The sequence below is a fragment of the Methylobacterium ajmalii genome, assembly GCF_016613415.1.
Lineage (GTDB): Bacteria > Pseudomonadota > Alphaproteobacteria > Rhizobiales > Beijerinckiaceae > Methylobacterium > Methylobacterium ajmalii.
The window spans coordinates 38,953-59,646 of record NZ_JACWCT010000183.1; the positions used below are offsets into that span (position 1 = coordinate 38,953).

Here is a 20,694-nt window from a genome sequence, read left to right on the forward strand (position 1 = left end):
GGAACGCGGTCCGCTCGCCCCGGGGGCCCGGATCGGGATGTCCCGGCGCGGGTGGTATCCGCGCGCGAGGGCGTCGGGTTCGCCGTCGAAACGAAGCGGGCCGGAACGCCATCCCGCGCCCGGCCCGCTCCTGAATGCGGATCCGGCCCGGGATCGCCCTGGGCCGTCTCGTGTCGTCAGGCCATCGCCTGGTTGCGCATCCGGTCGTACTCGGCCTGCGGCATCGGCACCGCGCGGGGCTGGCCGAGGTCCTTCATCGGGATGCGGTAGGTCTCCCGGGCGCTGAACGCCGCGACCGCCGAGATCGCCGTGATCGCCAGGGCGATCGAGCCGATGGTGAGCGGGATGTTGGCCGAGCCGGGGGGCGCCACGGTGGCGAACAGGGCCGGCAGCATCGCGGTGATGGCGGTGCCGACGTTCTGCGAGATCGCCATCGCGGAGACGCGGGTGCGGGTCGGGAACAGCTCGGGGTAGAAGCTCGGGAAGACCGCGTTGTAGCCCTGGTAGACGATGCCCCACATGAGCAGCGACATCACGATCGCCAGCGGCACGTTGGCGATGCTGATCGCGTAGAGGTAGCCGAAGGACAGGAGGCCGGAGCCGAGCGCGCCGAGGATGATCGGCGGGCGGCGGCCGATCTTGTCCGACAGGTTGCCGACCATCGGGATCACCACCACCGCCAGGATGTTCCCGAGCACCGGGATCCAGAGGTAGACGTCCTTGTGGAAGCCGATGCCGTAGGCGGCCTGGACCGCGTAGGCGGCGCCGAAGATGGTGGTGACGACCGGGATCACGTTCATCAGCGCCATGCACACCACCCGCAGCATGTCGGGCCAGGAGGTGGTGAAGGCCTCGACGATCGGCGCGCGGGCGACCTCGCCCTGCTTCTCCTCGGCGGCGAAGGCCGGGGTCTCGTCGACCTCGCGGCGGATGATGTAGCCGACGATGATGACGATGAAGCTCAGGAGGAACGGGATGCGCCAGCCCCAGGAGTTGAACGCCTCGGTCGGCATGTAGGCGGCGAGCGGCAGGAACACCGCGGCGGCGAGGATCTGGCCGGCCTGCACGCCCTGCAGGGTGAAGCTGGCGAAGAAGCCGCGGCGGCCGAACGGCGCGTGCTCCATGGTCATCGAGCTCGCGCCCGAGATCTCGCCGGCGACGGCGAAGCCCTGGATCAGCCGCAGGATGACGAGCAGGATCGGGGCGAGGATGCCGACCTGGCTGTAGGTGGGCAGGAGCCCGACCGCGATGGTCGAGAAGCCCATCAGGAACATGCACAGGACGAGCACCTGCTTGCGGCCGTGGGTGTCGCCCCAATGACCGAGCACGAAGGCGCCGATCGGCCGGCTGACGTAGCCGACGCCGTAGGTGGCGAGCGAGGCCACGATCGCCACGGTCGGGTTGTTGGACGGGAAGAACAGCTGCGGGAAGATCAGCGAGGCTGCCGTCGCGTAGATGAAGAAGTCGTAGTATTCCAGCGCCGAGCCGATCCAGGCGCTCGCGGCGGCCTTCTTCGACTGTTGCCGGTCGTGGGGATGTCCTGCCGTAGCGGCACTCATCGGGATTTCCTCCTATGGTTGGTGTGGCCGTTGCCGCTTCCACGATCCGGGCGGCATTGGGTCAGATTTGCTTATCTAAGAATGTACCGGGGGTAATCGCGTAAAGTAAATCTCAATCAAGCCGCATCGTGCGCAATTCCACATCCGCCCCCGCAGCGCAAGGGCAGGGCGCGCGGGCGGTCCCGCTTGCCCACCGGCATCAGCCGGCGGGCGGGGTCACCGCGCGGTCGAAGGCCCGTGCCATCGCCTCGGCGGGCGCCTCGCGGCCGGTGAACAGCGCGAAGGCGTCGAGGGCCTGGTGGATGGCGAGCTCGCGTCCGGTCATCGTGCGGGCGCCGATCCGCGCGGCGTCGACGAGGAACGGCGTCCAGAGCGGGGAATAGACCGCGTCGGCCACCCACATCCCGGGCCGCAGCAGCTCCGCCGGGACCGGGGTGCCACGATCCGGCAGCATCCCGACGGGAGTGCCGTTGACGACGCCCCGCGCCCCGTCGAGCGCCGCCGCGACGCTCCCGCAGACCCGCACGGCGGCGTGGCCGGCCAGCGCGGCCGCCACCGCCTCGGCCTTGGCCGGGTCGGCGTCGACGAGGCGGACCTCGATCCCCTCGAACTGCGCCAGGGCCACCGCGACCGCCTTGCCGACGCCGCCGGCGCCGACCAGCGCCACCGGACCCTCGGGCCGCGGCCCGAAGGCCTCGATGAGGGCGCGGGCGAAGCCCGTCGTGTCGGTGTTGTGGCCGGTGAGGCGGCCGTCGCGCACCACGATCGTGTTGACGGCGCCCACGGCGCGCGCGCCCGGCGACAGGTCGTCGAGGAGCGGCAGGACCCGTTCCTTGTACGGGAAGGTGACGTTGACGCCCGAGAATCCGATCGGCGCGAGGGCGGACAGCAGGGTGCGCAACTGCGCGCCGTCTGCCCCGGGCACGTCGATGAGCTGGTAATGGGCCCGCAGACCGACCGCCTCGGCGGCGGCCTCGTGCATCGCCGGCGAGGCGGAGTGGGCGATCGGCGATCCGATCAGGCCGAGCAGGATGGGTCTGGCGTGTCCGTGAGCCATGCTGTGCGGCCCCTCGATGTTGCGCCCGCCCGTGGCGAGCTCTCCCTGGGCTGCACGATATCTCCACCATGCCCGCATCCTGAGTACCAAGTTGCGTGCCGATCGTAACATCATGTTACGATCGGGCGCGGCTTTGCGGCAGGCGACCGGCCGTCGACCTGTCCCGGCCGCGCCATCTCCTCGCGCAGGAAGCGCACGAAGCTTCCCGCGAACATGCTGAGCGCGGTCCCGGCCTTCATGGCGATCCAGGTCTCGAAGACCGGCGCCTCGTCGATCGGCAGGACGCGGATGCCCGGGAAGGCGTCGTCCGCGATGGTGAACTGGTCGATCACCGCGATGCCGAGGCCCGCCCGCACCAGCGAGCACACCGTCGAGCCGAACCGGGCCCGGATGGTGATCCCGTAGGACAGGCCGCGCTCGCGGAAGATGTCGGACATGATCCGCCCGTAGGGGTCGTTCGGGTCGATGCCGATCAGGGGATGGCGCACGATCTCCTCGGCCGAGATCGAGGTCCGGGCGGCGAGCGGATGGTCGAGCGGCACGATGCAGAACAGGCCGCCGCGGGCGAGCGGCTCGAAGGTGAGCGCGGGGTGGTCGAGGCGATAGCTCATCGCCACCACCTCGCCCTTGCCGAGCAGCAGGTAGTCGATCGCCTCCTCGAGCTTGAGGATGTTGATGTCGATGACGAGGTGGGGATAGGCCGCCCGCACCCGCTCGATCGCGCGGGGCACCATCACGTGCGAGATCGACGGCACCGAGCCGATCAGCAGCTCCTGGCCCGCGCCTCCTTGGGTACGCTCGAGGACGAAGCGCAGGTCCTCGACCTTGTCGAAGACCGCGTTGATCTGCGCGAAGACGTGGCGTGCCTGCTCGGACGGGACCAGGCGCCCGGCCCGCCGGTCGAACAGCCGGATGCCGAGCGAGGTCTCGGTGTACTTCATCAGCCGGCTGATGCCCGGCGCCGAGACGTTGAGGAGCCGGGCCGCGCCGGCGATCGTGCCCGTCACCATCACGGCGCGGGCGACCTCGATCTGGCGCAGGGTCAACATCGGGCATCCTCGTCGCGGCCGGGCTCTGGTCCGCCGCACGGTACATGATCGAGGAGGGGGCGGGGCAGGCGGGCTTCTGGCTCATCACCGGCCGCGGACGGGCACGCCGCCGGACGAGGCGCGATTCGACCGCAAGAAGCGGGATGCGGCGGGGGGCCGCCGCGCCGTAGGGCGCATCCGAGGAGGTACCGCCATGACCCTGATTCCCATGACCCCGGTTCCCATGACCCCGATTGCCACGACCCTCGTGCCCGTGACTCCCATCGCCGTGAATCCCGGCTCCATGCTCCCGTTCCGCTGCGAGGCGATTCCCACGGAGACGGCCGACCGCTTCCGCCGCACCGGACGCGACGACCGGGGCAATGCCGTCCGGCAGATCGTCGCGACGCCTGACGGCGGGTTTCCCTGCCGCCACTGCCTGCGCCCGGCCCGGGCCGGCGAGACCGTCCTGCTCGGCTCCTACGACCTGCCGCGGCCGCTCGGGATCTACTGGACGCCGAGCCCGATCTTCCTGCACGCCGCCGATTGCCCGCGGGCCGAGGCGGTGAACGAGGTCGCCCCGATCGTGCGGGCGAACCCCCTCGTCTCCATCCGGGCCTACGACGCGGCCGACCTCTGCCTGTACGATCTCGGGCACGTCTGCTCCGGCGCCGAGGTCGACGCGCCCCTCGACCGGGCGCTGGCCGATCCCCGCACGGCCTTCGTCAACATCCACACCGCGCGGCCGGGCTGCCTGCTGACGCGGGTGGTCCGATGGATCGGCTGTTGAACCCCGGGAGATCCTCGTCTTTCCTCTGTGAGTTGATCAGCAATCCTTCATGTCCGGATGCGATCCCGGCGGCAACGAGAGGGGAGGGAGTAGCCCGATGTCGCCGAGCCTGCATGCCGTCGGGGAGACGCCCGATGCCGGCATCCCGCTGTCCGAGTTGCTTGGGGCGCTCAGCCACGCCCTCGACCTCACCGAGGGCCAGCCGCCGGGCCACTGCGTCCGCGCCACCTGGATCGGCATGCATGTCGGCCGGGAGATGGGGCTCGATCCCGACCGGCTGTGGGAGCTCTACTACACGGTGATGCTGAAGGACCTCGGCTGCTCCAGCAACGCCGCGCGGATCTGCGAGCTCTACCTCTCCGACGACATCGGCTTCAAGCGCGACTTCAAGTCGGTGAGCGACAGCCTGCCCCAGGTGCTGGGTTTCGTCTTCTCGCATACGGGGCTCAAGGCCGGCCTCGCCGAGCGATTCCGGGCCGTCCTCAACATCCTGCAGAACGGCGGCGAGATCGTCGACGACCTGATCCAGACCCGCTGCCAGCGCGGGGCCGAGATCGCCGCGCGGCTGCGCTTCCCGCCCGCCGTCTGCGAGGCGATCCACGCCCTCGACGAGCATTGGAACGGCAAGGGCCGGCCCGACCGCCGCGCCGGGGCGGAGATCCCGCTCTACGCCCGCATCGCGCTCCTGGCGCAGGTGGTCGACGTGTTCCACACCAGCGCCGGCCCGGCGGCGGCGCTCGCCGAGGCGCGGGCCCGGGCCGGCTCCTGGTTCGATCCCGACGCGGTGGCGGCCCTGGAGCGGGCGGCGCGGGGAGCGGGCTTCTGGGACGTGCTCGCCTCCGACGCGGTGGCGGATGCGGTCGCCGCCCTCGAGCCGGCCCGGGCCGGCGTCGTCGTCGACGAGGACTACCTCGACGACATCGCCCGCGCCTTCGCGCAGGTGATCGACGCCAAGAGCCCCTTCACCTCCGGCCATTCCGAGCGGGTCGCGGTCTATGCCGACCTGATCGCGGCCGAGCTCGGATACGCGCCCGAGCGGCGACGCTGGCTGCGCCGGGCGGCGCTCCTGCACGACGTCGGCAAGCTCGGGGTGTCCAACGCCATCCTCGACAAGGCGGCCAAGCTCGACGACGCCGAGTGGCGCGACATGCGCAACCACGCCCTCCTGTCGGAGACGATCCTGGCCCGGGTCGCGGCCTTCCACGCCATCGCCCGGATCGGCGGCGCCCATCACGAGCGCCTCGACGGCAAGGGCTACCCCCGCGGCCTGACGGGCGACGCCATCGCGCCGGAAACCCGCATCGTCTCGGTGGCGGACGTGTTCGACGCGCTCACCGCGGACCGCCCCTACCGCGCCGCGATGCCGATCCCGAAGGCGCTGGGCATCATGCGCCAGGACGTCGGTACCGCCTTCGACCCGGCCTGCTTTTCGGCGCTCGAGCGGGTGATCGCCGGGCTCGACGGCGACCTGTCGCGGGCGGCCTGACCGCCGCCCGCGCTCGAGGAGCGTCACTCGACCGAGGCGGTCGCCTCGACGGTGTCCCAGCCCCGCAACGGCGTCACCGCGACCGCATCGCCGGTGCGGGTGATCGCCACCGCACGGGCCGGGGCGCCGGCTTCCTGCGGTGTCGAGACCGTGACGCTCTGGCCGGGGGCCAGCACCGCCTCGAACCGGGTGGCGGGGGTGGGCGCGCGGTAGGCCAGGGTCACCACCACCCGGTAGCCCGCGGGCTCGGGCAGGTAATAGGCCACCCCGGCGAGCGGGCCGAGATCGAGGCTCGCCGCGCCGGTCGGCCGCAGGTCCTGCGCGGAGGCGGCGGAGGCGGCCGCCAGCGTGGTGGCGGCCAGGAGTGTCGTGCGCATCGTCGTGAACAGGGTCATGATCGCGTGGTCCGTGTCGTGACGGGGCTCGGTGCGGCCCCGCATCCATGGCCGTGATATGCGCTGCAGTGCAGCATGGATCAAACAGATCGCATCGATAATGACTATTGATCATATCGATCTATTCCGGATCGACCTCAACCTGCTGGTGGCCCTCGACGCGCTGCTCGCCGAGCGCAGCGTGACCCGGGCGGCGGCCCGGATCGGCATCGGCCAGTCGGCGATGAGCAGCGCGCTGGCGCGGCTGCGGGTCCTGTTCGGCGACGAGCTCCTCACCCGCGCGCCCGACGGGATGCGGCCGACCCCGCGGGCGCTCGCCCTTTCCGAGCCGCTGCGGGCGCTGCTGCGCCAGGTCCAGGGCCTGGTGCGCCGGGACGAGGCGTTCGATCCGCGCACGGTGGTGCGCACCTTCACGATCAGCCTGCCCGACAGCACCGAGGTGCTGCTCGCCACGCGGCTCCTCGCCCATCTGCGGCGGGAGGCGCCGGGGATCAGCCTGCTCCTGCGCGCCGTCGACCGGGCCCACATCCTGGAGGAGATCGACGCCGACCGGGTCGACCTCGCCGTCGACCTGTCGTTCCGCGGCCAGATGCACCACAAGCAGCGCCTGCTCTACCGCGACAGCTACGTCTGCCTGTTCAACGCCGCGCAGGTGGGGCTGACGCCGCCGATCTCGCTCGACGACTACCTGCGCTTTCCCCACGTGCTGACCAGCCTGCGCGGGACCGCCCACGGCGTGGTGGACGACGCGCTGGCCAGGCTCGGCCTCGCCCGCACCCTCGCGGCCACCTCGCCGCGCTTCGTCGCGGTGCCGTTCCTGGTGCGCGCCGCGCCGGTGCTCACCACCATGCATGCCCGCCTGGCGCACCTCTTCGCCGAGACCCTCGGGCTGACCGTGAGCCCGGCCCCGGTCGCCCTCGACGAAGTGGCGGTGGCGATGCTCTGGCACGCCTCCTACGACGACGATCCGGCCCATCGCTGGCTGCGCGACCTGCTGCGGCGCCTGGCCGACGAGCCTGCGGTCCTGTCCTGACCAGCCCGCACGCCCCCTGCCGGGACGGCGCCGATGCCGCTATGCTGGCGGGATTCGCCAGGGCCGGTCCGCGACGGACCGACCCGACCTGAACCGACCGTTGGACCTCTTCCCGTGCGCCTGACCCAGATCACCCACCACGACCTCGACGGCTACGGCGCCGCGACCCTCGTCGCGGCCCATGCCGAGCCGGCGCGCATCGTGCACGTCCCGCGCTACGGCGATGTCGGGCCCGTGGTCGACGACGAGCTGAAGCGTCTGGCGAAGACCAAGGCGGCCGAGATGGTGCTGATCACCGATCTCGGCATCGAGGAGCCGACGATCGCGTTCCTGCGCCGCTTCGCCGCCATGAACCGCAAGCGCGAGGGCGACGCGCCGCACCGGCTGGTGGTGCTCGACCACCACACCTCCTCGATCGACCAGATGCGCCGCCAGGGGCTGGAGCCGAAGGCCGACGCCGACAACCCGCGCCTGTCGCGGTTCGACCTCGGCGATCCGGCGGTGACCGTGCTGATCGACGAGAATTCGAGCGCCACCCGGATGGTCGCGACCCATCACGCCCTGTTCGCCACGAAGGCGCCCGACCCGGCCCGGGCCGAGGACCTGGCCCTGCTCGTCGCCTCGGTCGACGCCCTCGACCTGTGGCGCAAGGAGGACCCGCACTTCCCCGGCGGCTTCGCCCTCGACGAGATCTTTTGGGACAACGTCGGCACCCTGGTGCCGGTCGGCCACCCGGCGCACGATCCCTTCGTGGCCCGCCTGCTCCTCGACGCCACGGCGACGCTGCGGGCCGGCGCCACCCCGGCCGAGCTGGAGCGGGCCGTGCCGGCGATCCGCGGCGCGATCGTCGACGACCTGATGCGCGAGGAGCCGAGCGACGATCCCCGCCTCACCACCCGGCAGCGGATGGCCCGGGCGCTCGCCCGCTCCGACGCGCTGTTCCACGCGCTGCCGGACGGCACGCTCCTGTCCTTCGCCCTCGATGCCGGCACCTTCCAGCGGGTCTCCGACCTGGTGATGGCGAGCGGGCGCGCCAAGCGCCTCGTCAACGTGCAGCGCACCGGCACCCTGTCGTTCCGCTCGATCAACGGCACCGCCCTCGACGGCGCCCGCCTCTTCCGCGGCGGCGGCCACCAGGACGCCGCCGGCGGCAAGCTGCCGAGCGGCACCGCCTTCTCGCTCTCCGATGCCGTCGCCCAGGTCGAGCCGGTGCTCAACCCGCCGAAATCGGCGGCTGCCGACAGCCCGTTCGCGGCCCTGAAGAACTGGAAGGGCTGAGGGGAGGCCCGGGGCCGTCCGGGTTCGGGCCCGGTCGGCTCCCGTCCGGAGGGGACGCATGTTCACGCACGTCATGATCGGCAGCAACGACCTCGCGCGGGCGCGGCTGTTCTACGACGCCACGTTCGCCGCCCTGGGCGGCGGGCCCGGCGCGACGGATGCCCGCGGCCGGCTGATCTATGCCCATGCGGGCGGCCGGCTGATGGTCACGACCCCGATCGACGGCAATCCGGCGACCGCGGCCAATGGCGGGACCATCGGCCTCGCCGCCGCGAGCCGCGACCAGGTTCTCGCGTGGCACCGGGCCGGCATCGCGCAGGGCGGGACCGCGATCGAGAGCCCGCCGAGCGAACGACCGAACGGGGCCTTCGTCGCCTATCTGCGCGACCCGGACGGCAACAAGCTCACCGCCCGCACCGCCGCGACGCGGTAGCGACGCAGTCAGGCCGGCCGATACTCCGAATCGAGCGCCGGCGGGCCGTCGGTCGCGATCCGGCCGCGCTCCACCAGGTCTTCGAGATGGGCGAAGACCGAGAGGGCGGCGGCGGGCCGCAGCATCGGATCGAGGCCGGAATACAGGGCGGCGACGAGGCCCGGGATGGTGCGCTCGCCGGCCGACACGCGCTCCAGGATGCCGGCCTCGCGGGCACGGCGATGGCCGAGGAGCCCGCGCACGAAGCGCTGGGGATCGCGCACCGGGCCGCCGTGGCCGGGCCAGTACACCGTCTCGGACCGGCCGCGCAGCTTCTCCAGGGAGGCCATGTAGGGGCCCATGGCGCCGTCGGGCGGCGCCACGATGCTGGTAGACCACGCCATGACGTGGTCGCCGGAAAACAGCGCGTCCTCCTCCGCGAAGGCGAAGGCGAGATGGTTCATGGTGTGGCCGGGGGTCGCGAGCGCCGTCAGGGTCCAGCCCGGCCCGGTCGCGCTCTCGCCCTCGGCGAGCTCCCGGTCGGGCCGGTGGTCGGCATCGCCCGCGGCGTCGAGGCGGCCCTGCTCGAGACCGCGCACGGCGCGGGCCGGTCGGTGCGGCCCGCAGCCGACGATCGGCGCGCCGGTCGCCGCCTGGAGCGGGCGGGCGCCGGGTGAGTGGTCGCGGTGGGTGTGGGTGACGAAGATCGCCGCGATGGTCTCGCCGTCGAGTGCCGCCAGCAGGGCCGCCCGGTGCTCCGGGTGGTCCGGGCCGGGATCGATCACCGCGACGCGGCCGTGCCCGACCACGTACGTGCAGGTGCCGCTCTGGGTGAAGGGCCCGGCATTGGGGCAGACGAGACGCCGGACGAGGGGCGAGACCGCCTCGACCCGACCGCTCGCCGGGGCCTCGCGCTGGAAGGCGGGCGCCGCCTCGGTTGGCTCAGATTCGCTCACCGGACCGGCTCCTGACGCGGCGTGGACGGGGACGCGTCCGGGTTAGCCGGCGTGGCCCCGCCCTGTCGAGGCCCGGCCCGGTCTTCGCCGCGCGCCCGTCAGCTCACCATCCAGGCCCAGCAGAGCAATCCTGCGAAGAACAGGCCCGAGCTCAAAAACACGGCCGCGACTTCGCGGTACTGCAGCAAACGATTCTCGAGCGCGGGCGACATGGCGGGCGACAGCATGTTGGGGGGGAAGCCGGAGCAGCCGGAACCAGAACATTGTCCTCCCGCGGGCCTGTGAATCGCAAGCGCCGCGAGAGGGTGGAACCGCGTAAGACCGGCCCTGTCTCCGGACCGCAACAGGCGGCCGGGCCGGCCTGCGCGCCTACCGGAACGGGGAGGGCGCCACGACCCGGACCGGCAGGAAGCCGGCATCGCTCACCACCTCGGCAAAGCCGACCGCGCGCGAGGCGTAGCGCAGGCGTCCGGCGTCGCCCTGGCCTTGGCCCTTGGCGGCAGCCGCCAGGGTGCGGCGGAACTCGGCCCGGGCGCGCTCCTGGCGCGTCACGTCGAGGGTGCGGTCGAGGTCGCGTCGCGCCGTGGCCGAGAGGGCGCCGGCGCGGCGGAACTCGACGAAGCGCGCCTCCCCGGCGCGGTCGCGGCCGGCGAAGATCGTCGCGCCGACGGCCCGGGGGCCGGGCCCGGCCGCCACCGCGTCGCCGGGCCGGAGGGTGGCGTCGCGCAGGAGCAGCCGGGCGTAGCCGCCCTCGCCGGGCCGGCAGGCGCAGCTCTGCACCTGGCGCGTCCGGTAGATGTAGGCCGCCGCGAGGCTGCGGTAGGGGCGGCCGTCGAGGCTGACCGCCCGGTCGAGCTCCTGGCCGGCGCGCAACGTGTAGAGGGCGGTCTGGGCGCCCGGGCAGGCGGCCTGGCAGGCCTCCTGATGCGCCGGCAGGGCGTCGCGCCCCTCGAGGTTGGCGAGCGGGAACATGTAGCCGTCGCAGGTGCGCACGCAGACGGTGCGGTCGTGGCTGCCGGCGACCCCGCCCGGCGTCTCGGTCCGTTCGACCGCGAGGCGCAGGCGGGGACGCTGCGGGGCCTGCGGCGAGGCCGATCTCGGCAGGGACGCCTGCGGGCGGTGCACCGGGGTGACCCAGCGCGGCGCATCGACGGCGACGGTCGCCGGGCGGCTGGTCCAGCGGATCCGCCGCTCGCGCAACGCCGCCTGGGGCCGGGGCGCACGTGCCGGCAGGCCGAGGCTGCGCGGCACCTCGCCGAGGAGAAAGTCGAGCACGCCGGCATCGTCCGCGGCCTGCACCAGGGTGGTGCCGGCCCCCACGCCGCCGAGGCCGAGCAGCAGGCCGAGGGCGAGGCTCCGCACGAGGGCGCGCGAGCGGCCGCCGCCGGGCTTCATCAGGTTGGGGACGGTCACGGGGGAGCCTCACCGAAGGTTAAGGCCAATTAACCCCTCGCCCCGGACCCCCGCAACTGCGGAGAACCGCTGAGATAACAGCTTCATGACTCGCGGGCGCGGGTGTCTCGACTCCGCCCGGCGCCCGCCCGGGGCTGCGCCCGTTCAGGCGCCCTCGCCCATGGCCGACTGCATCATGCGGTCGCCGGTGAGGTCGTCGTCGCCGTAGCCGAGGAGTTCGGCGAGGCGGTTGCGGGCGCGGTTCACGCGGCTCTTGATCGTGCCGATCGCGACGCCGCAGATGCCCGCCACCTCCTCGTAGGACAGCCCCTCGGCACCCACCAGGATCAGCGCCTCGCGCTGGTCCGGCGGCAGCTTGGCGAGGCCGGCGCGCAGGTCCTGCACGTCGAGGCGGTGGCCCTGGTCGGGGGCGGTGAACAGGCGCGCGGCGTAGGAGCCGTCCTCGTCCTGGACCTCGCGCATCCGCTTGCGCTGCTCGGAGTAGAAGGCGTTGCGCAGGATGGTGAACAGCCAGGCGTTCAGGTTGGTGCCGGGCTGGAAGCGGTGCTGGTTCTGCCAAGCGCGCAGGATCGTGTCCTGGACGAGGTCGTCGGCCCGGGCGGCGTTGTTGGTGAGCGAGAGCGCGAAAGCGCGCAACGACGACAAAGCGGCCAGCATCCCCTCGCGGAAGGCCGGCTCGACCGCCCGGCCCTGCTCGGCGAGCGCCGCCTCGAGCCGCTCGATCAGGGCGAGGAAGACCTCCGGGGTCGCCGCGGTCTCGAGCGGCGCGTAGGCGGCGCGCAGCTGGTGGCCGAGATGGCGCTGCACGGTCGGCGGCAGGCCGGGCTTCGACTCGGGCGTGGCCAGGATGGGATTGTCGGTGGACGCCATGCGACTCTCACGTTCTGAAGCGGGGAGGTGGGGCGGCGCGGGTCCGGGCCGCGCGCCATACCCCGCCGGAGCTTCCTTCAAGCGGGAAGGTGGGGCGCGGCGGCGCGCTGTCGACCGGTGCGCAACGCCGCGGGGCGGGTCAGCGGAGCGGCGGGCGGTGCCGTGTCCGGTCGCGCGCTCCGGCGCGCGGCGCATGCCTGGTCCGCCCTTCGCTCCACCGCATCGCCAACGCTCCGGCTCGCCGCGCGAGGGCGCGGCCGCGCCCGGGCCGGCGGCCCGGGTCGCCGGGGGCAACGGTCTCGTACGGCCCAGGTTCCCACCTCCGTGGTCGCACGCGGGCGGGAGCGTCCCGGCCGCCTGCGTCCCGCGGGCCCTACCAGGTCCGTGCGCCGGGCTGGCTGCGGTATTCGGCGGCGCGGATGCGCGTCATGATGCGGTCGAGATCGGCCAGCAGGGTCGTCTCCTCGGCCTGCGCGGCCGCGACGGCGTCCGGATCGGCGAGGTAGAGGCGCTCCTGCTCGGCGCGGGCGAGCCGCTGCTCCAGCGCGGCGCGCTCGGCATGGAGGTCGAGCAGCGCCCGCCGCCCCGGCTCGTCGGGGTGCCCGGGCGCCTCGCCGTCCCGGGCCGCATCGGTCTTCGTGTCGAGGTCCTGCACGGGATCGCGTCCTGCTGTGGATGAGGGGCGAGGGGTGATGGGCAGCGATGATGGGCAGCCCTGCCGGATCATCGCCCTTTCCAACGCGCGAGGCGGCCGAAACGTCGCATCCGGGCGGGCGCTGTCATCCAACTGTCACCGGATCGTCATAGGGCCGGCGTGAGGCCTAGAGTATCCGTCGCGCCGCGACGACATACGGCCTGGCAAGCATCAGGACGGGGTCCGGCGCAGCCCGGGGAGGCCGGTCGCGTCCTCACCGGCCGTCGACGGCAGGATGTCGGGACGACGAATCGTCCCCGCATCGTGCCGGCCCGATCCGAACACGGAGAGAACCCAGTGAAGCCTTTCTCCTACGCGCTCGTCATCGGGCTCGCGACTGCCCAGATCGCGACCTCGGCGCTCGCCCTCGACATCACCGGCGCCGGCGCCACCTTCCCGTTCCCGGTCTATTCCAAGTGGGCCGAGGCCTACCGCAAGGAGACCGGCAACGGCCTCAACTACCAGTCGATCGGCTCGGGCGGCGGCATCAAGCAGATCCAGGCCAAGACCGTCGATTTCGGCGCCACCGATGCGCCGCTGAAGGGCGAGACCCTGACCAAGGACGGCCTGGTCCAGTTCCCGACCGTCATGGGCGGCGTCGTCCCGGTGGTGAACATCGCCGGCATCAAGCCGGGCGAGGTCAAGCTGACCGGCGAGGTCCTGGCCGAGATCTACCAGGGCAAGATCAAGAAGTGGTCCGACCCGAAGATCGCCAAGCTCAATGACGGCGTGAAGCTGCCCGACGCCCCGATCACCCCGGTCTACCGGTCGGACGCGTCCGGCACCACCAACATCTTCACCACCTACCTGTCGGACGTGTCGGCGGCCTGGAAGTCCGAACTCGGCGCCTCGACCACGGTCAGCTGGCCGGCCGGCCAGGGCGGCAAGGGCAACGAGGGCGTCACGGCCGTCGTCAAGCAGGTTCCGAACGCCATCGGCTACGTCGAGTACGCCTACGCCAAGCAGAACAACCTGCCGGTCGCGCTGATCCAGAACAAGGACGGCCAGTACCCGATGCCGGGCGACGAGGCGTTCCAGGCCGCCGCCGCCAACGCGGACTGGAAGGCCGCCCCGGGCTTCGGCATCTCGCTGACCAACCAGCCCGGCGCCAAGGCCTGGCCGATCACCGCCGCGACCTTCATCCTGGTCCACAAGAACCCGGCCGACGCGGCCCGCACCGCCGAGGTGCTGAAGTTCTTCCGCTGGGCCTACAAGAGCGGCGACAAGATGGCCTCCGACCTCGACTACGTGCCGCTGCCCGACAAGGTCGTCGGCCTGGTCGAGGACGAGTGGAAGTCGGTCGCCAAGGACGGCAAGCCGGTCCTCGGCCAGTAAGCCGCGCCGCGGCCGACAGATCCCGGGAGGGCGGTCCCCGCCCTCCCGTCCGCCGGCGCGGGGCGCCGGCCGGACGCTCCGATTCCCGCGCGATGCCGGGCAGGCATGCGCGGGGATCAAGCAGAGCCGAGATTCCGCCGCCCGCCGGGCCCTGGCGGATCGCGTCCGACTCGCCTCGATCCGCCGAGCGCGCTAGAGGCCGCTCACTCCAAGGGAAACCCGGATGGTCGCGTTGTCTGAGAACGTCGCAGTGGCAGCGAGGCGCGAAGTCGCCCGCCGCGCCCCCAGCCCGGTGGGCGATCGCATCTTCCGCGCCGCCGCCTTCGCGTCGGCGCTGCTCGTGCTGCTGGTGCTCGCCGGCATCCTGGCCTCGATCGCCTATGGCGGCTGGCCGGCCTTCCAGGCCTTCGGCCCCGGCTTCCTGGTCTCGAGCGCCTGGAACGTCGGGCGCGAGGAGTACGGCGCGCTCGTCGCCATCATCGGCACCCTGGTCTCGGCGCTGCTCGCCCTCGTCATCGGCGTGCCGATCTCGCTCGGCATCGCGATCTACCTGACCCAGCTCTGCCCCGGCTGGGCCCGCCGCCCGGTCGCGATGACGATCGAGCTCCTCGCCGCCGTGCCGAGCATCATCTACGGCATGTGGGGCCTGTTCATCTTCGCGCCGCTCTTCGCGCGCTTCGTGCAGATCCCGGTCTCGAACGTCGTCGAGGGGATGCCGATCGTCGGCACCCTGTTCTACGCCCAGGTGCCGTCCGGCGTCGGCGTGCTCACCGCCGGCATCATCCTGGCGATCATGATCGTGCCCTTCGTGGCCTCGATCACCCGCGACATGCTCGACCAGATCCCGACGGTGCTGCGCGAGAGCGCCTACGGCATCGGCTGCACCACCTGGGAGGTCGTGCGCCACGTCCTGATCCCGCAGGCCTCGGTCTCGATCATCGGCGCGGTGATGCTGGGCCTCGGCCGCGCGCTCGGCGAGACGATGGCGGTCACCTTCGTGATCGGCAACGCCAACCGGCTCTCGGCCTCGATCTTCGATCCGGGCTCGACCATCGCCTCGCGCATCGCCAACGAGTTCAACGAGGCGGACGGCCTCCAGCTCAACTCGCTGATGGCGCTCGGCTGCATCCTGTTCGTCGTCACCTTCATCGTGCTCATCATCGCCCGGCTGCTGGTGCGCCGCGCGAAGGTGGCCTGATCCCGCTCCCGCACGGACGTTTCCCGATGAGCGCCTCCCCCGCCGCGGTCTCAGGGTCCGCCCCCGCCGCTCCCGCCCGCACCGCCCCGCCCGAATGGGGCCGGGTCCGCGCCGGCCGGCGCACCGCCGACAAGGTCCTGATCGTCGGCTGCACCCTCGCCACCGCCCTCGGCGCGATCGTGCTCGGCTCGATCCTGCTGATGCTGATCATCCAGGGCGTGCAGGGCTTCTCCCCGGCCCTGTTCACGCACGTCACGCCGGGCCCCGGCTCCGAGGGCGGCGGCATCGCCAACGCGATCCTCGGCAGCCTGGTGATGACGGCGCTCGGCATCGTCGTGGCGACGCCGGTCGGCGTGCTGGCCGGCACCTACCTCGCCGAGTACGGCCGGACCTCGCACCTCGCCAACCTGATCCGCTTCCTCAACGACATCCTGCTCTCGGCGCCCTCGATCCTGATCGGCCTGTTCGTCTACACCCTGATGGTGCGGCCGATGGGCGGCTACTCGGGCTGGGCCGGCGCGGTCGCCCTCGCGATCATCGCCACCCCGGTGATCGTGCGCACCACCGAGGACATGCTGCGCCTGGTGCCCGGCACCCTGCGCGAGGCCGGCGCCGCCCTCGGCGCGCCGCTCTCGATCGTGATCCGCAGCGTCACCTGGCGGGCGGCGCAATCGGGCATCGTCACCGGCGTGCTGCTGGCGCTCGCCCGCATCGCCGGCGAGACCGCGCCGCTGCTCTTCACCGCGCTCAACAACAATTCCTGGTTCAGCCCGAACCTGATGGGCGGCGTCGCCAACCTCCCGGTCATGATCTACCAGTTCGCGCTCTCGCCCTACGAGAACTGGCGCCAGCTGGCCTGGGCCGGCGCGCTCCTCATCACCGTCACCATCCTGGGCCTGTCGATCGTGGCCCGCCTCGTCCTGAGCGGCCCGAAGGGGCGCTGATCCGCATCTTCGGCAGCACGCGGGTCGCTCCGCGACCGGGTGCTGCTCTCCTCATCTGACTTTGCCGCATTTCCTTCGACGACTCTCGTCGAAAAATGCTCCTGCCCGGAGACACACCGATGAGCGCCACCGCCACCGCCGTGCCGGTCGTGGGCCAGAGCACGGCCGACGAATCCGCCGCGATCCGCCTCGCCGTGAAGGACCTCAACTTCTACTACGGCGACTTCAAGGGGTTGAAGAACATCAACCTCAACTTCCTCGACCGCCAGGTCACGGCGCTGATCGGGCCGTCGGGCTGCGGCAAGTCGACGTTGCTGCGCACGTTCAACCGCATCTACAGCCTCTACCCCGAGCAGCGCGCCGAGGGGCAGATCCTGCTCGACGGCCGCAACATCCTCGACCCCTCGATCGACCTCAACGAGCTGCGCGCCCGGGTCGGCATGGTCTTCCAGAAGCCGACCCCGTTCCCGATGTCGATCTACGACAACATCGCGTTCGGCATCCGGCTCTACGAGCGCCTCGGCAAGGCCGATCTCGACGTCCGCGTCGAGGAGGCCCTGCGCAAGGGCGCCCTGTGGGACGAGGTGAAGGACAAGCTCAAGCAGTCCGGCATGGGCCTGTCCGGCGGCCAGCAGCAGCGCCTGTGCATCGCCCGCACGGTGGCGCAGCGCCCGGAGGTGATCCTGTTCGACGAGCCGACCTCGGCCCTCGACCCGATCTCGACCGGCCGCATCGAGGAGCTGATCGAGCAGCTGCGGGGCGAGTTCACCATCGCCATCGTCACCCACAACATGCAGCAGGCGGCGCGCATCTCGCAGTTCACCGCCTTCATGTATCTCGGCGAGCTGATCGAGTTCGGGCCGACCAACCGGCTGTTCATGAACCCGTCGAAGCGCCAGACCCAGGACTACATCACCGGCCGGTTCGGCTGAGGCGTCCCGCCCTCGTCCCACCGGTCCGGCCCCCTGCCGGGCCGGCTCGTTCCCACGCTCCACTTCATCGCGGGGAGTCTCACTCCATGTCGAACCACATCGTCACCTCCTACGATCAGGAGCTGCAGAACCTGCGGCGCAGCATCGCCGAGATGGGCGGCATCGCCGAGAAGCTGGTGGCCGATTCCGGCCTCGCGCTCCTGCGCCGCGACACCGCGCTCGCCCAGTCGGTGATCGCCGCCGACCAGCGCCTCGACGGGCTGCAGCGCGAGATCGAGGAGAAGGCGATCCTGCTGATCGCCAAGCGCCAGCCGATGGCGATCGACCTGCGCGAGACGATCTCGGCGATCCGCGTCTCGGGCGACCTCGAGCGCATCGGCGACCTGGCCAAGAACGTCGCCAAGCGCGTCGTCGCCATCGCCGACCAGGTCCAGCTGCAGAAGATCGTCGTCGGCGTGGAGCACATGAACGAGCTGGTCCAGGGCCAGCTCAAGGACGTGCTCGACGCCTACGCCACCCAGGACACCGTGGCGGCCCTCGACGTCTGGGCCCGCGACGGCGGCATCGACGCGCTCTACACCTCGCTGTTTCGCGAACTCCTGACCTATATGATGGAGGATCCGCGCAACATCACGTTCTGCACGCACCTCCTGTTCTGCGCCAAGAACGTCGAGCGCATCGGCGACCACACCACCAACATCGCCGAGACCATCCACTACCTCGCCACCGGCGAGACGCTGACGACCGACCGGCCGAAGAACGACGGGTCGAGCTTCGCCACCGTCGATCCCCAGTCCTCGTCCAAGGCCTGACCGGATGGCCTGCCCGGCCGCGAGGCCGGGCGGGCCGTCCCGGCGGCGACGACCCTGAAGTGCCCCGATGAGTACCCGCATCCTGATCGTCGAGGACGAGGAGGCCCTGACCCTCCTCCTGCGCTACAACCTCGAGGCCGAGGGCTTCGAGGTCGACGCCGTCGCCCGCGGCGACGAGGCGGATATCCGCCTGCGCGAGCAGGTCCCCGACCTCGTCCTCCTCGACTGGATGATGCCGGGTCTCTCCGGCATCGAGTTGTGCCGGCGCATCCGCGCCCGCCGCGAGACCGAGCGGCTGCCGGTGATCATGCTGACCGCGCGCGGCGAGGAGGGCGACCGGGTGCGGGGGCTCGCCACCGGCGCCGACGACTACATCGTCAAGCCGTTCTCGGTGCCCGAGCTCCTGGCCCGGGTACGCGCGCTCCTGCGGCGCTCGAAGCCCGCCCACGTCGCCGACCTGCTCGTCGCCGGCGACATCGAGCTCGACCGGGTCAGCCACCGCGTGCGCCGCGACGGCCGCGAGCTGCATCTCGGCCCGACCGAGTTCAAGCTGCTCGAGTTCCTGATGCAGAGCCCCGGCCGGGTCTTCTCCCGCGAGCAGCTCCTCGACGGCGTCTGGGGCCACGACGTCTACATCGACGAGCGCACGGTCGACGTGCATATCGGCCGCCTGCGCAAGGCGATCAACCGCGGCCGCGACTCGGACCCGATCCGCACCGTGCGCGGCTCCGGCTACTCCTTCGACGAGATGTTCGCGCCCGAGCCGTGACGCCGGACGGCCGTCGGCCGGTCCGGGTCAGAACTCCATCCCGAACTTGACCCGCAGGCTGTGCCGTTCGAACTGGTTCAGCCCGAGGGACCGGCCGGCCAGGGCCGGGTCGGTGTCGCGGCCCCAGACCTGCCCGGCATAGGCCACGGTCAGCCAGACCTTCTCGGTGAACCGGTGATGCAGCGCGGGCCCCAGGGTGAGCGCCTCGCTCTCCAGCCGGTTCAGGAAGGCCCCTTCGTAGCCGCGCAGGTAGCGGACTTCCGGGCCGAGATAGGTGTTGTCTCCGACCCGCCCCACGAGAGCGTTCGACCACAGGAAGGTCGAGGAGCGATAGCCCGGGCCGCCCCGCTCGCGCCCGGCCGCCGGCTCGACGCTGAGGTTGCTGCCGTACCAGAGCTTGTCCGGCACCACCTGGACGTCGAGCTGGAGCAGGCTCTCGACGTCGACGATGTCGGCGCCGCGGCCTTCGACCGGGAGGACGCGCGTGAAGCGAGGGCGCACCTCCAGGGCGAGACCGAAGGGCTGCTCCTTCGAGCCCTTCAGGAACTGGTACTTCACCTCGAGCGAAACGCCGTCGAAGGTGCCGTAGGACTTGTCGTCCAGATCGAGGATGTTGCGCTGGCGCCGCAGCGTGCCGAAGGCGCTGAGTTCGAGGCTCAGCCTGTCGATGGGGTTGAACTGGTAGGCGAGCCGCGTGTCGAGCACGCGGTAGGCCGACCGGCCGGGGCCGTCCCGGCGCTTGCCGATGCGCGAGACGGTGTCGACCACCGCTTCCCGCTCGCCCTTCTCGCCGGCATCGGCGCCTTCCGTGAAGCCGAACAGGTGCTCGGTATCGACGTCCTTCCCGTCGTCCGTCTTGCTGGACGAGTCCGATTCGCGGCTCCGGCCCTTGCCGCTCTCGCGCGCCCCACCTTGATCGGTTGCGGGCTCGCTCTTCGTCCCGGGCCCGCCGCCCGGCGCCGCCAGCACGGGGGCCGGAGCGGACAGGAGGAGGAGGAGGACGCCTGCCGCGGCCGACAGAGGCCCGACCGGCTCGGTGGTTCGGGTCATGATCGCGCGAGGGCCTCTGACGTGCCGTGCTCCAGCATGTCCGGTTAAAACGAAGCCGGAGGCGTTGGCTGCAGCAAAATGGCAACGCTTGTAAGACCTCCGCACGGGTCGGGATTAAGGACCGACATCGGCGCGTCGGGCGACGACCGACCGGACGCTGCGCATGCCCGATGCCACCGGGCCGCTCCCGGCGGCTCCGCGCGCGGTCGCCAGGATTCGAGGTTTGCCGCGGAGCGAGCGCCGCGACGGGCCGGATCGGCGTGGATCGTCCCGGTCACGCCGATCCGGCCGCACCCCGGGCAATCCCGACGCCCGACACCAGGTCCTAGGCTCCCGCTTTCGTGGCGCGCGGAATCGAGCATTGCCGAACGACTTGAGCGTTCGTAAGGTAAGCAAGTCTACAGGGGAGCAGTCCCGTGGAAAAAATCAGAAACATACTGATGATGTCGGCGCTCATCTCGATCTCCGGTCTCGCGGCGGCGCCGGCCTCGGCATAGTCGCGGGCCGATCGCGAGAGATGCGCGGAGTCGGTCGGAATCCAGACCCACCACAACGGGCGGAACGTCTGGATCAGGGTAAGCGCTCGGTGAAGGCCGCCTTGTGGCTGTAGTGCTTTGCTCTGGATACAGGTGCTGGCGCCAGATGGCGCTGTATCGGCCCTGTGTCTGGACCTATGACCAACT

20 protein-coding genes are annotated in these 20,694 nt (G+C 71.6%); 11 read left to right on the forward strand and 9 right to left on the reverse strand.

Annotated features, from left to right (window positions below; genetic code table 11):
- Positions 1–176: 176 nt before the first annotated feature.
- The 3 genes from HPY23_RS31470 to HPY23_RS31480 form a co-directional block, all read right to left on the reverse strand.
- Positions 177–1,559: an MFS transporter gene (locus HPY23_RS31470; protein ID WP_091883836.1), complete on the reverse strand. Its 1,383-nt coding sequence runs from the start codon at positions 1,557–1,559 to the stop codon at positions 177–179.
- A gap of 199 nt (positions 1,560–1,758) precedes the next feature.
- Positions 1,759–2,616, reverse strand: coding sequence for a shikimate dehydrogenase (locus tag HPY23_RS31475; RefSeq protein ID WP_091883832.1), 858 nt, complete (start codon positions 2,614–2,616; stop codon positions 1,759–1,761).
- A 110-nt stretch (positions 2,617–2,726) separates the two neighbouring features.
- Positions 2,727–3,665: a LysR family transcriptional regulator gene (locus HPY23_RS31480; RefSeq protein WP_091883829.1), complete on the reverse strand. Its 939-nt coding sequence runs from the start codon at positions 3,663–3,665 to the stop codon at positions 2,727–2,729.
- A gap of 193 nt (positions 3,666–3,858) precedes the next feature.
- Between HPY23_RS31480 and HPY23_RS31485 the strand changes: the two genes are divergently transcribed.
- Together HPY23_RS31485 and HPY23_RS31490 are read left to right on the forward strand one after the other, a co-directional pair.
- Positions 3,859–4,434, forward strand: a complete 576-nt coding sequence (locus tag HPY23_RS31485) for a DUF1203 domain-containing protein (protein ID WP_236012632.1) — start codon at positions 3,859–3,861, stop codon at positions 4,432–4,434.
- A gap of 97 nt (positions 4,435–4,531) precedes the next feature.
- The gene (locus HPY23_RS31490; RefSeq protein WP_091883826.1) at positions 4,532–5,920 is read left to right on the forward strand and encodes an HD-GYP domain-containing protein; all 1,389 of its coding nucleotides are present in this window, start codon (positions 4,532–4,534) and stop codon (positions 5,918–5,920) included.
- 23 nt (positions 5,921–5,943) lie between these two features.
- Here the strand turns inward: HPY23_RS31490 and HPY23_RS31495 are convergent, their stop codons facing one another.
- Positions 5,944–6,315, reverse strand: coding sequence for a hypothetical protein (locus HPY23_RS31495; protein ID WP_236012631.1), 372 nt, complete (start codon positions 6,313–6,315; stop codon positions 5,944–5,946).
- A gap of 100 nt (positions 6,316–6,415) precedes the next feature.
- On the opposite strand from HPY23_RS31495, the gene HPY23_RS31500 reads away from it, so the two are divergent.
- The 3 genes from HPY23_RS31500 to HPY23_RS31510 all read left to right on the forward strand — a co-directional run bounded on the left by HPY23_RS31500 (position 6,416) and on the right by HPY23_RS31510 (position 9,059).
- On the forward strand, positions 6,416–7,348 hold the full coding sequence (locus tag HPY23_RS31500) for a LysR family transcriptional regulator (RefSeq protein ID WP_200601727.1): 933 nt from the start codon (positions 6,416–6,418) through the stop codon (positions 7,346–7,348).
- A 114-nt stretch (positions 7,349–7,462) separates the two neighbouring features.
- Complete coding sequence (locus tag HPY23_RS31505) at positions 7,463–8,626, forward strand: dimethylmenaquinone methyltransferase (RefSeq protein WP_091883821.1); 1,164 nt, start codon at positions 7,463–7,465, stop codon at positions 8,624–8,626.
- Positions 8,627–8,684: 58 nt separating this feature from the next.
- Entirely contained in the window at positions 8,685–9,059 is a 375-nt protein-coding gene (locus HPY23_RS31510) for a VOC family protein (protein ID WP_091883819.1), read from the forward strand.
- Between the two features lie 8 nt (positions 9,060–9,067).
- Here the strand turns inward: HPY23_RS31510 and HPY23_RS31515 are convergent, their stop codons facing one another.
- The 4 genes from HPY23_RS31515 to HPY23_RS31530 all read right to left on the reverse strand — a co-directional run bounded on the left by HPY23_RS31515 (position 9,068) and on the right by HPY23_RS31530 (position 12,932).
- Positions 9,068–9,994 (reverse strand): MBL fold metallo-hydrolase, encoded by a 927-nt coding sequence (locus HPY23_RS31515; protein ID WP_091883728.1) that lies wholly within the window; start codon positions 9,992–9,994, stop codon positions 9,068–9,070.
- Between the two features lie 369 nt (positions 9,995–10,363).
- Complete coding sequence (locus HPY23_RS31520; protein ID WP_244537510.1) at positions 10,364–11,407, reverse strand: DUF2865 domain-containing protein; 1,044 nt, start codon at positions 11,405–11,407, stop codon at positions 10,364–10,366.
- Between the two features lie 144 nt (positions 11,408–11,551).
- A complete protein-coding gene (locus HPY23_RS31525; protein ID WP_091883726.1) occupies positions 11,552–12,277 on the reverse strand; it encodes a sigma-70 family RNA polymerase sigma factor in 726 nt (241 codons plus the stop codon).
- Positions 12,278–12,650: 373 nt separating this feature from the next.
- Positions 12,651–12,932, reverse strand: a complete 282-nt coding sequence (locus HPY23_RS31530; protein WP_060847933.1) for a hypothetical protein — start codon at positions 12,930–12,932, stop codon at positions 12,651–12,653.
- A gap of 336 nt (positions 12,933–13,268) precedes the next feature.
- Here HPY23_RS31530 and pstS point away from each other — a divergent pair, with 336 nt between their 5' ends.
- The 6 genes from pstS (at position 13,269) to phoB (ending at position 18,961) form a co-directional block, all read left to right on the forward strand.
- Positions 13,269–14,306: a phosphate ABC transporter substrate-binding protein PstS gene (gene pstS, locus HPY23_RS31535; RefSeq protein ID WP_060847932.1), complete on the forward strand. Its 1,038-nt coding sequence runs from the start codon at positions 13,269–13,271 to the stop codon at positions 14,304–14,306.
- Positions 14,307–14,529: 223 nt separating this feature from the next.
- The gene (pstC, locus tag HPY23_RS31540) at positions 14,530–15,504 is read left to right on the forward strand and encodes a phosphate ABC transporter permease subunit PstC (protein WP_060847931.1); all 975 of its coding nucleotides are present in this window, start codon (positions 14,530–14,532) and stop codon (positions 15,502–15,504) included.
- 26 nt (positions 15,505–15,530) lie between these two features.
- Positions 15,531–16,448 carry a phosphate ABC transporter permease PstA gene (gene pstA, locus HPY23_RS31545; RefSeq protein ID WP_091883723.1) on the forward strand — a complete coding sequence of 306 codons (918 nt, stop codon included), beginning with the start codon at positions 15,531–15,533 and terminating at the stop codon, positions 16,446–16,448.
- Positions 16,449–16,567: 119 nt separating this feature from the next.
- Positions 16,568–17,380 (forward strand): phosphate ABC transporter ATP-binding protein PstB, encoded by an 813-nt coding sequence (gene pstB / locus HPY23_RS31550; protein ID WP_091747710.1) that lies wholly within the window; start codon positions 16,568–16,570, stop codon positions 17,378–17,380.
- Between the two features lie 86 nt (positions 17,381–17,466).
- Entirely contained in the window at positions 17,467–18,192 is a 726-nt protein-coding gene (gene phoU, locus HPY23_RS31555; RefSeq protein ID WP_060847929.1) for a phosphate signaling complex protein PhoU, read from the forward strand.
- A gap of 67 nt (positions 18,193–18,259) precedes the next feature.
- On the forward strand, positions 18,260–18,961 hold the full coding sequence (gene phoB, locus HPY23_RS31560) for a phosphate regulon transcriptional regulator PhoB (RefSeq protein ID WP_060847928.1): 702 nt from the start codon (positions 18,260–18,262) through the stop codon (positions 18,959–18,961).
- A 27-nt stretch (positions 18,962–18,988) separates the two neighbouring features.
- Here phoB and HPY23_RS31565 read toward each other — a convergent pair whose 3' ends face one another.
- The gene (locus tag HPY23_RS31565) at positions 18,989–20,011 is read right to left on the reverse strand and encodes a DUF6662 family protein (protein ID WP_060847927.1); all 1,023 of its coding nucleotides are present in this window, start codon (positions 20,009–20,011) and stop codon (positions 18,989–18,991) included.
- Between the last annotated feature and the right edge of the window lie 683 nt (positions 20,012–20,694).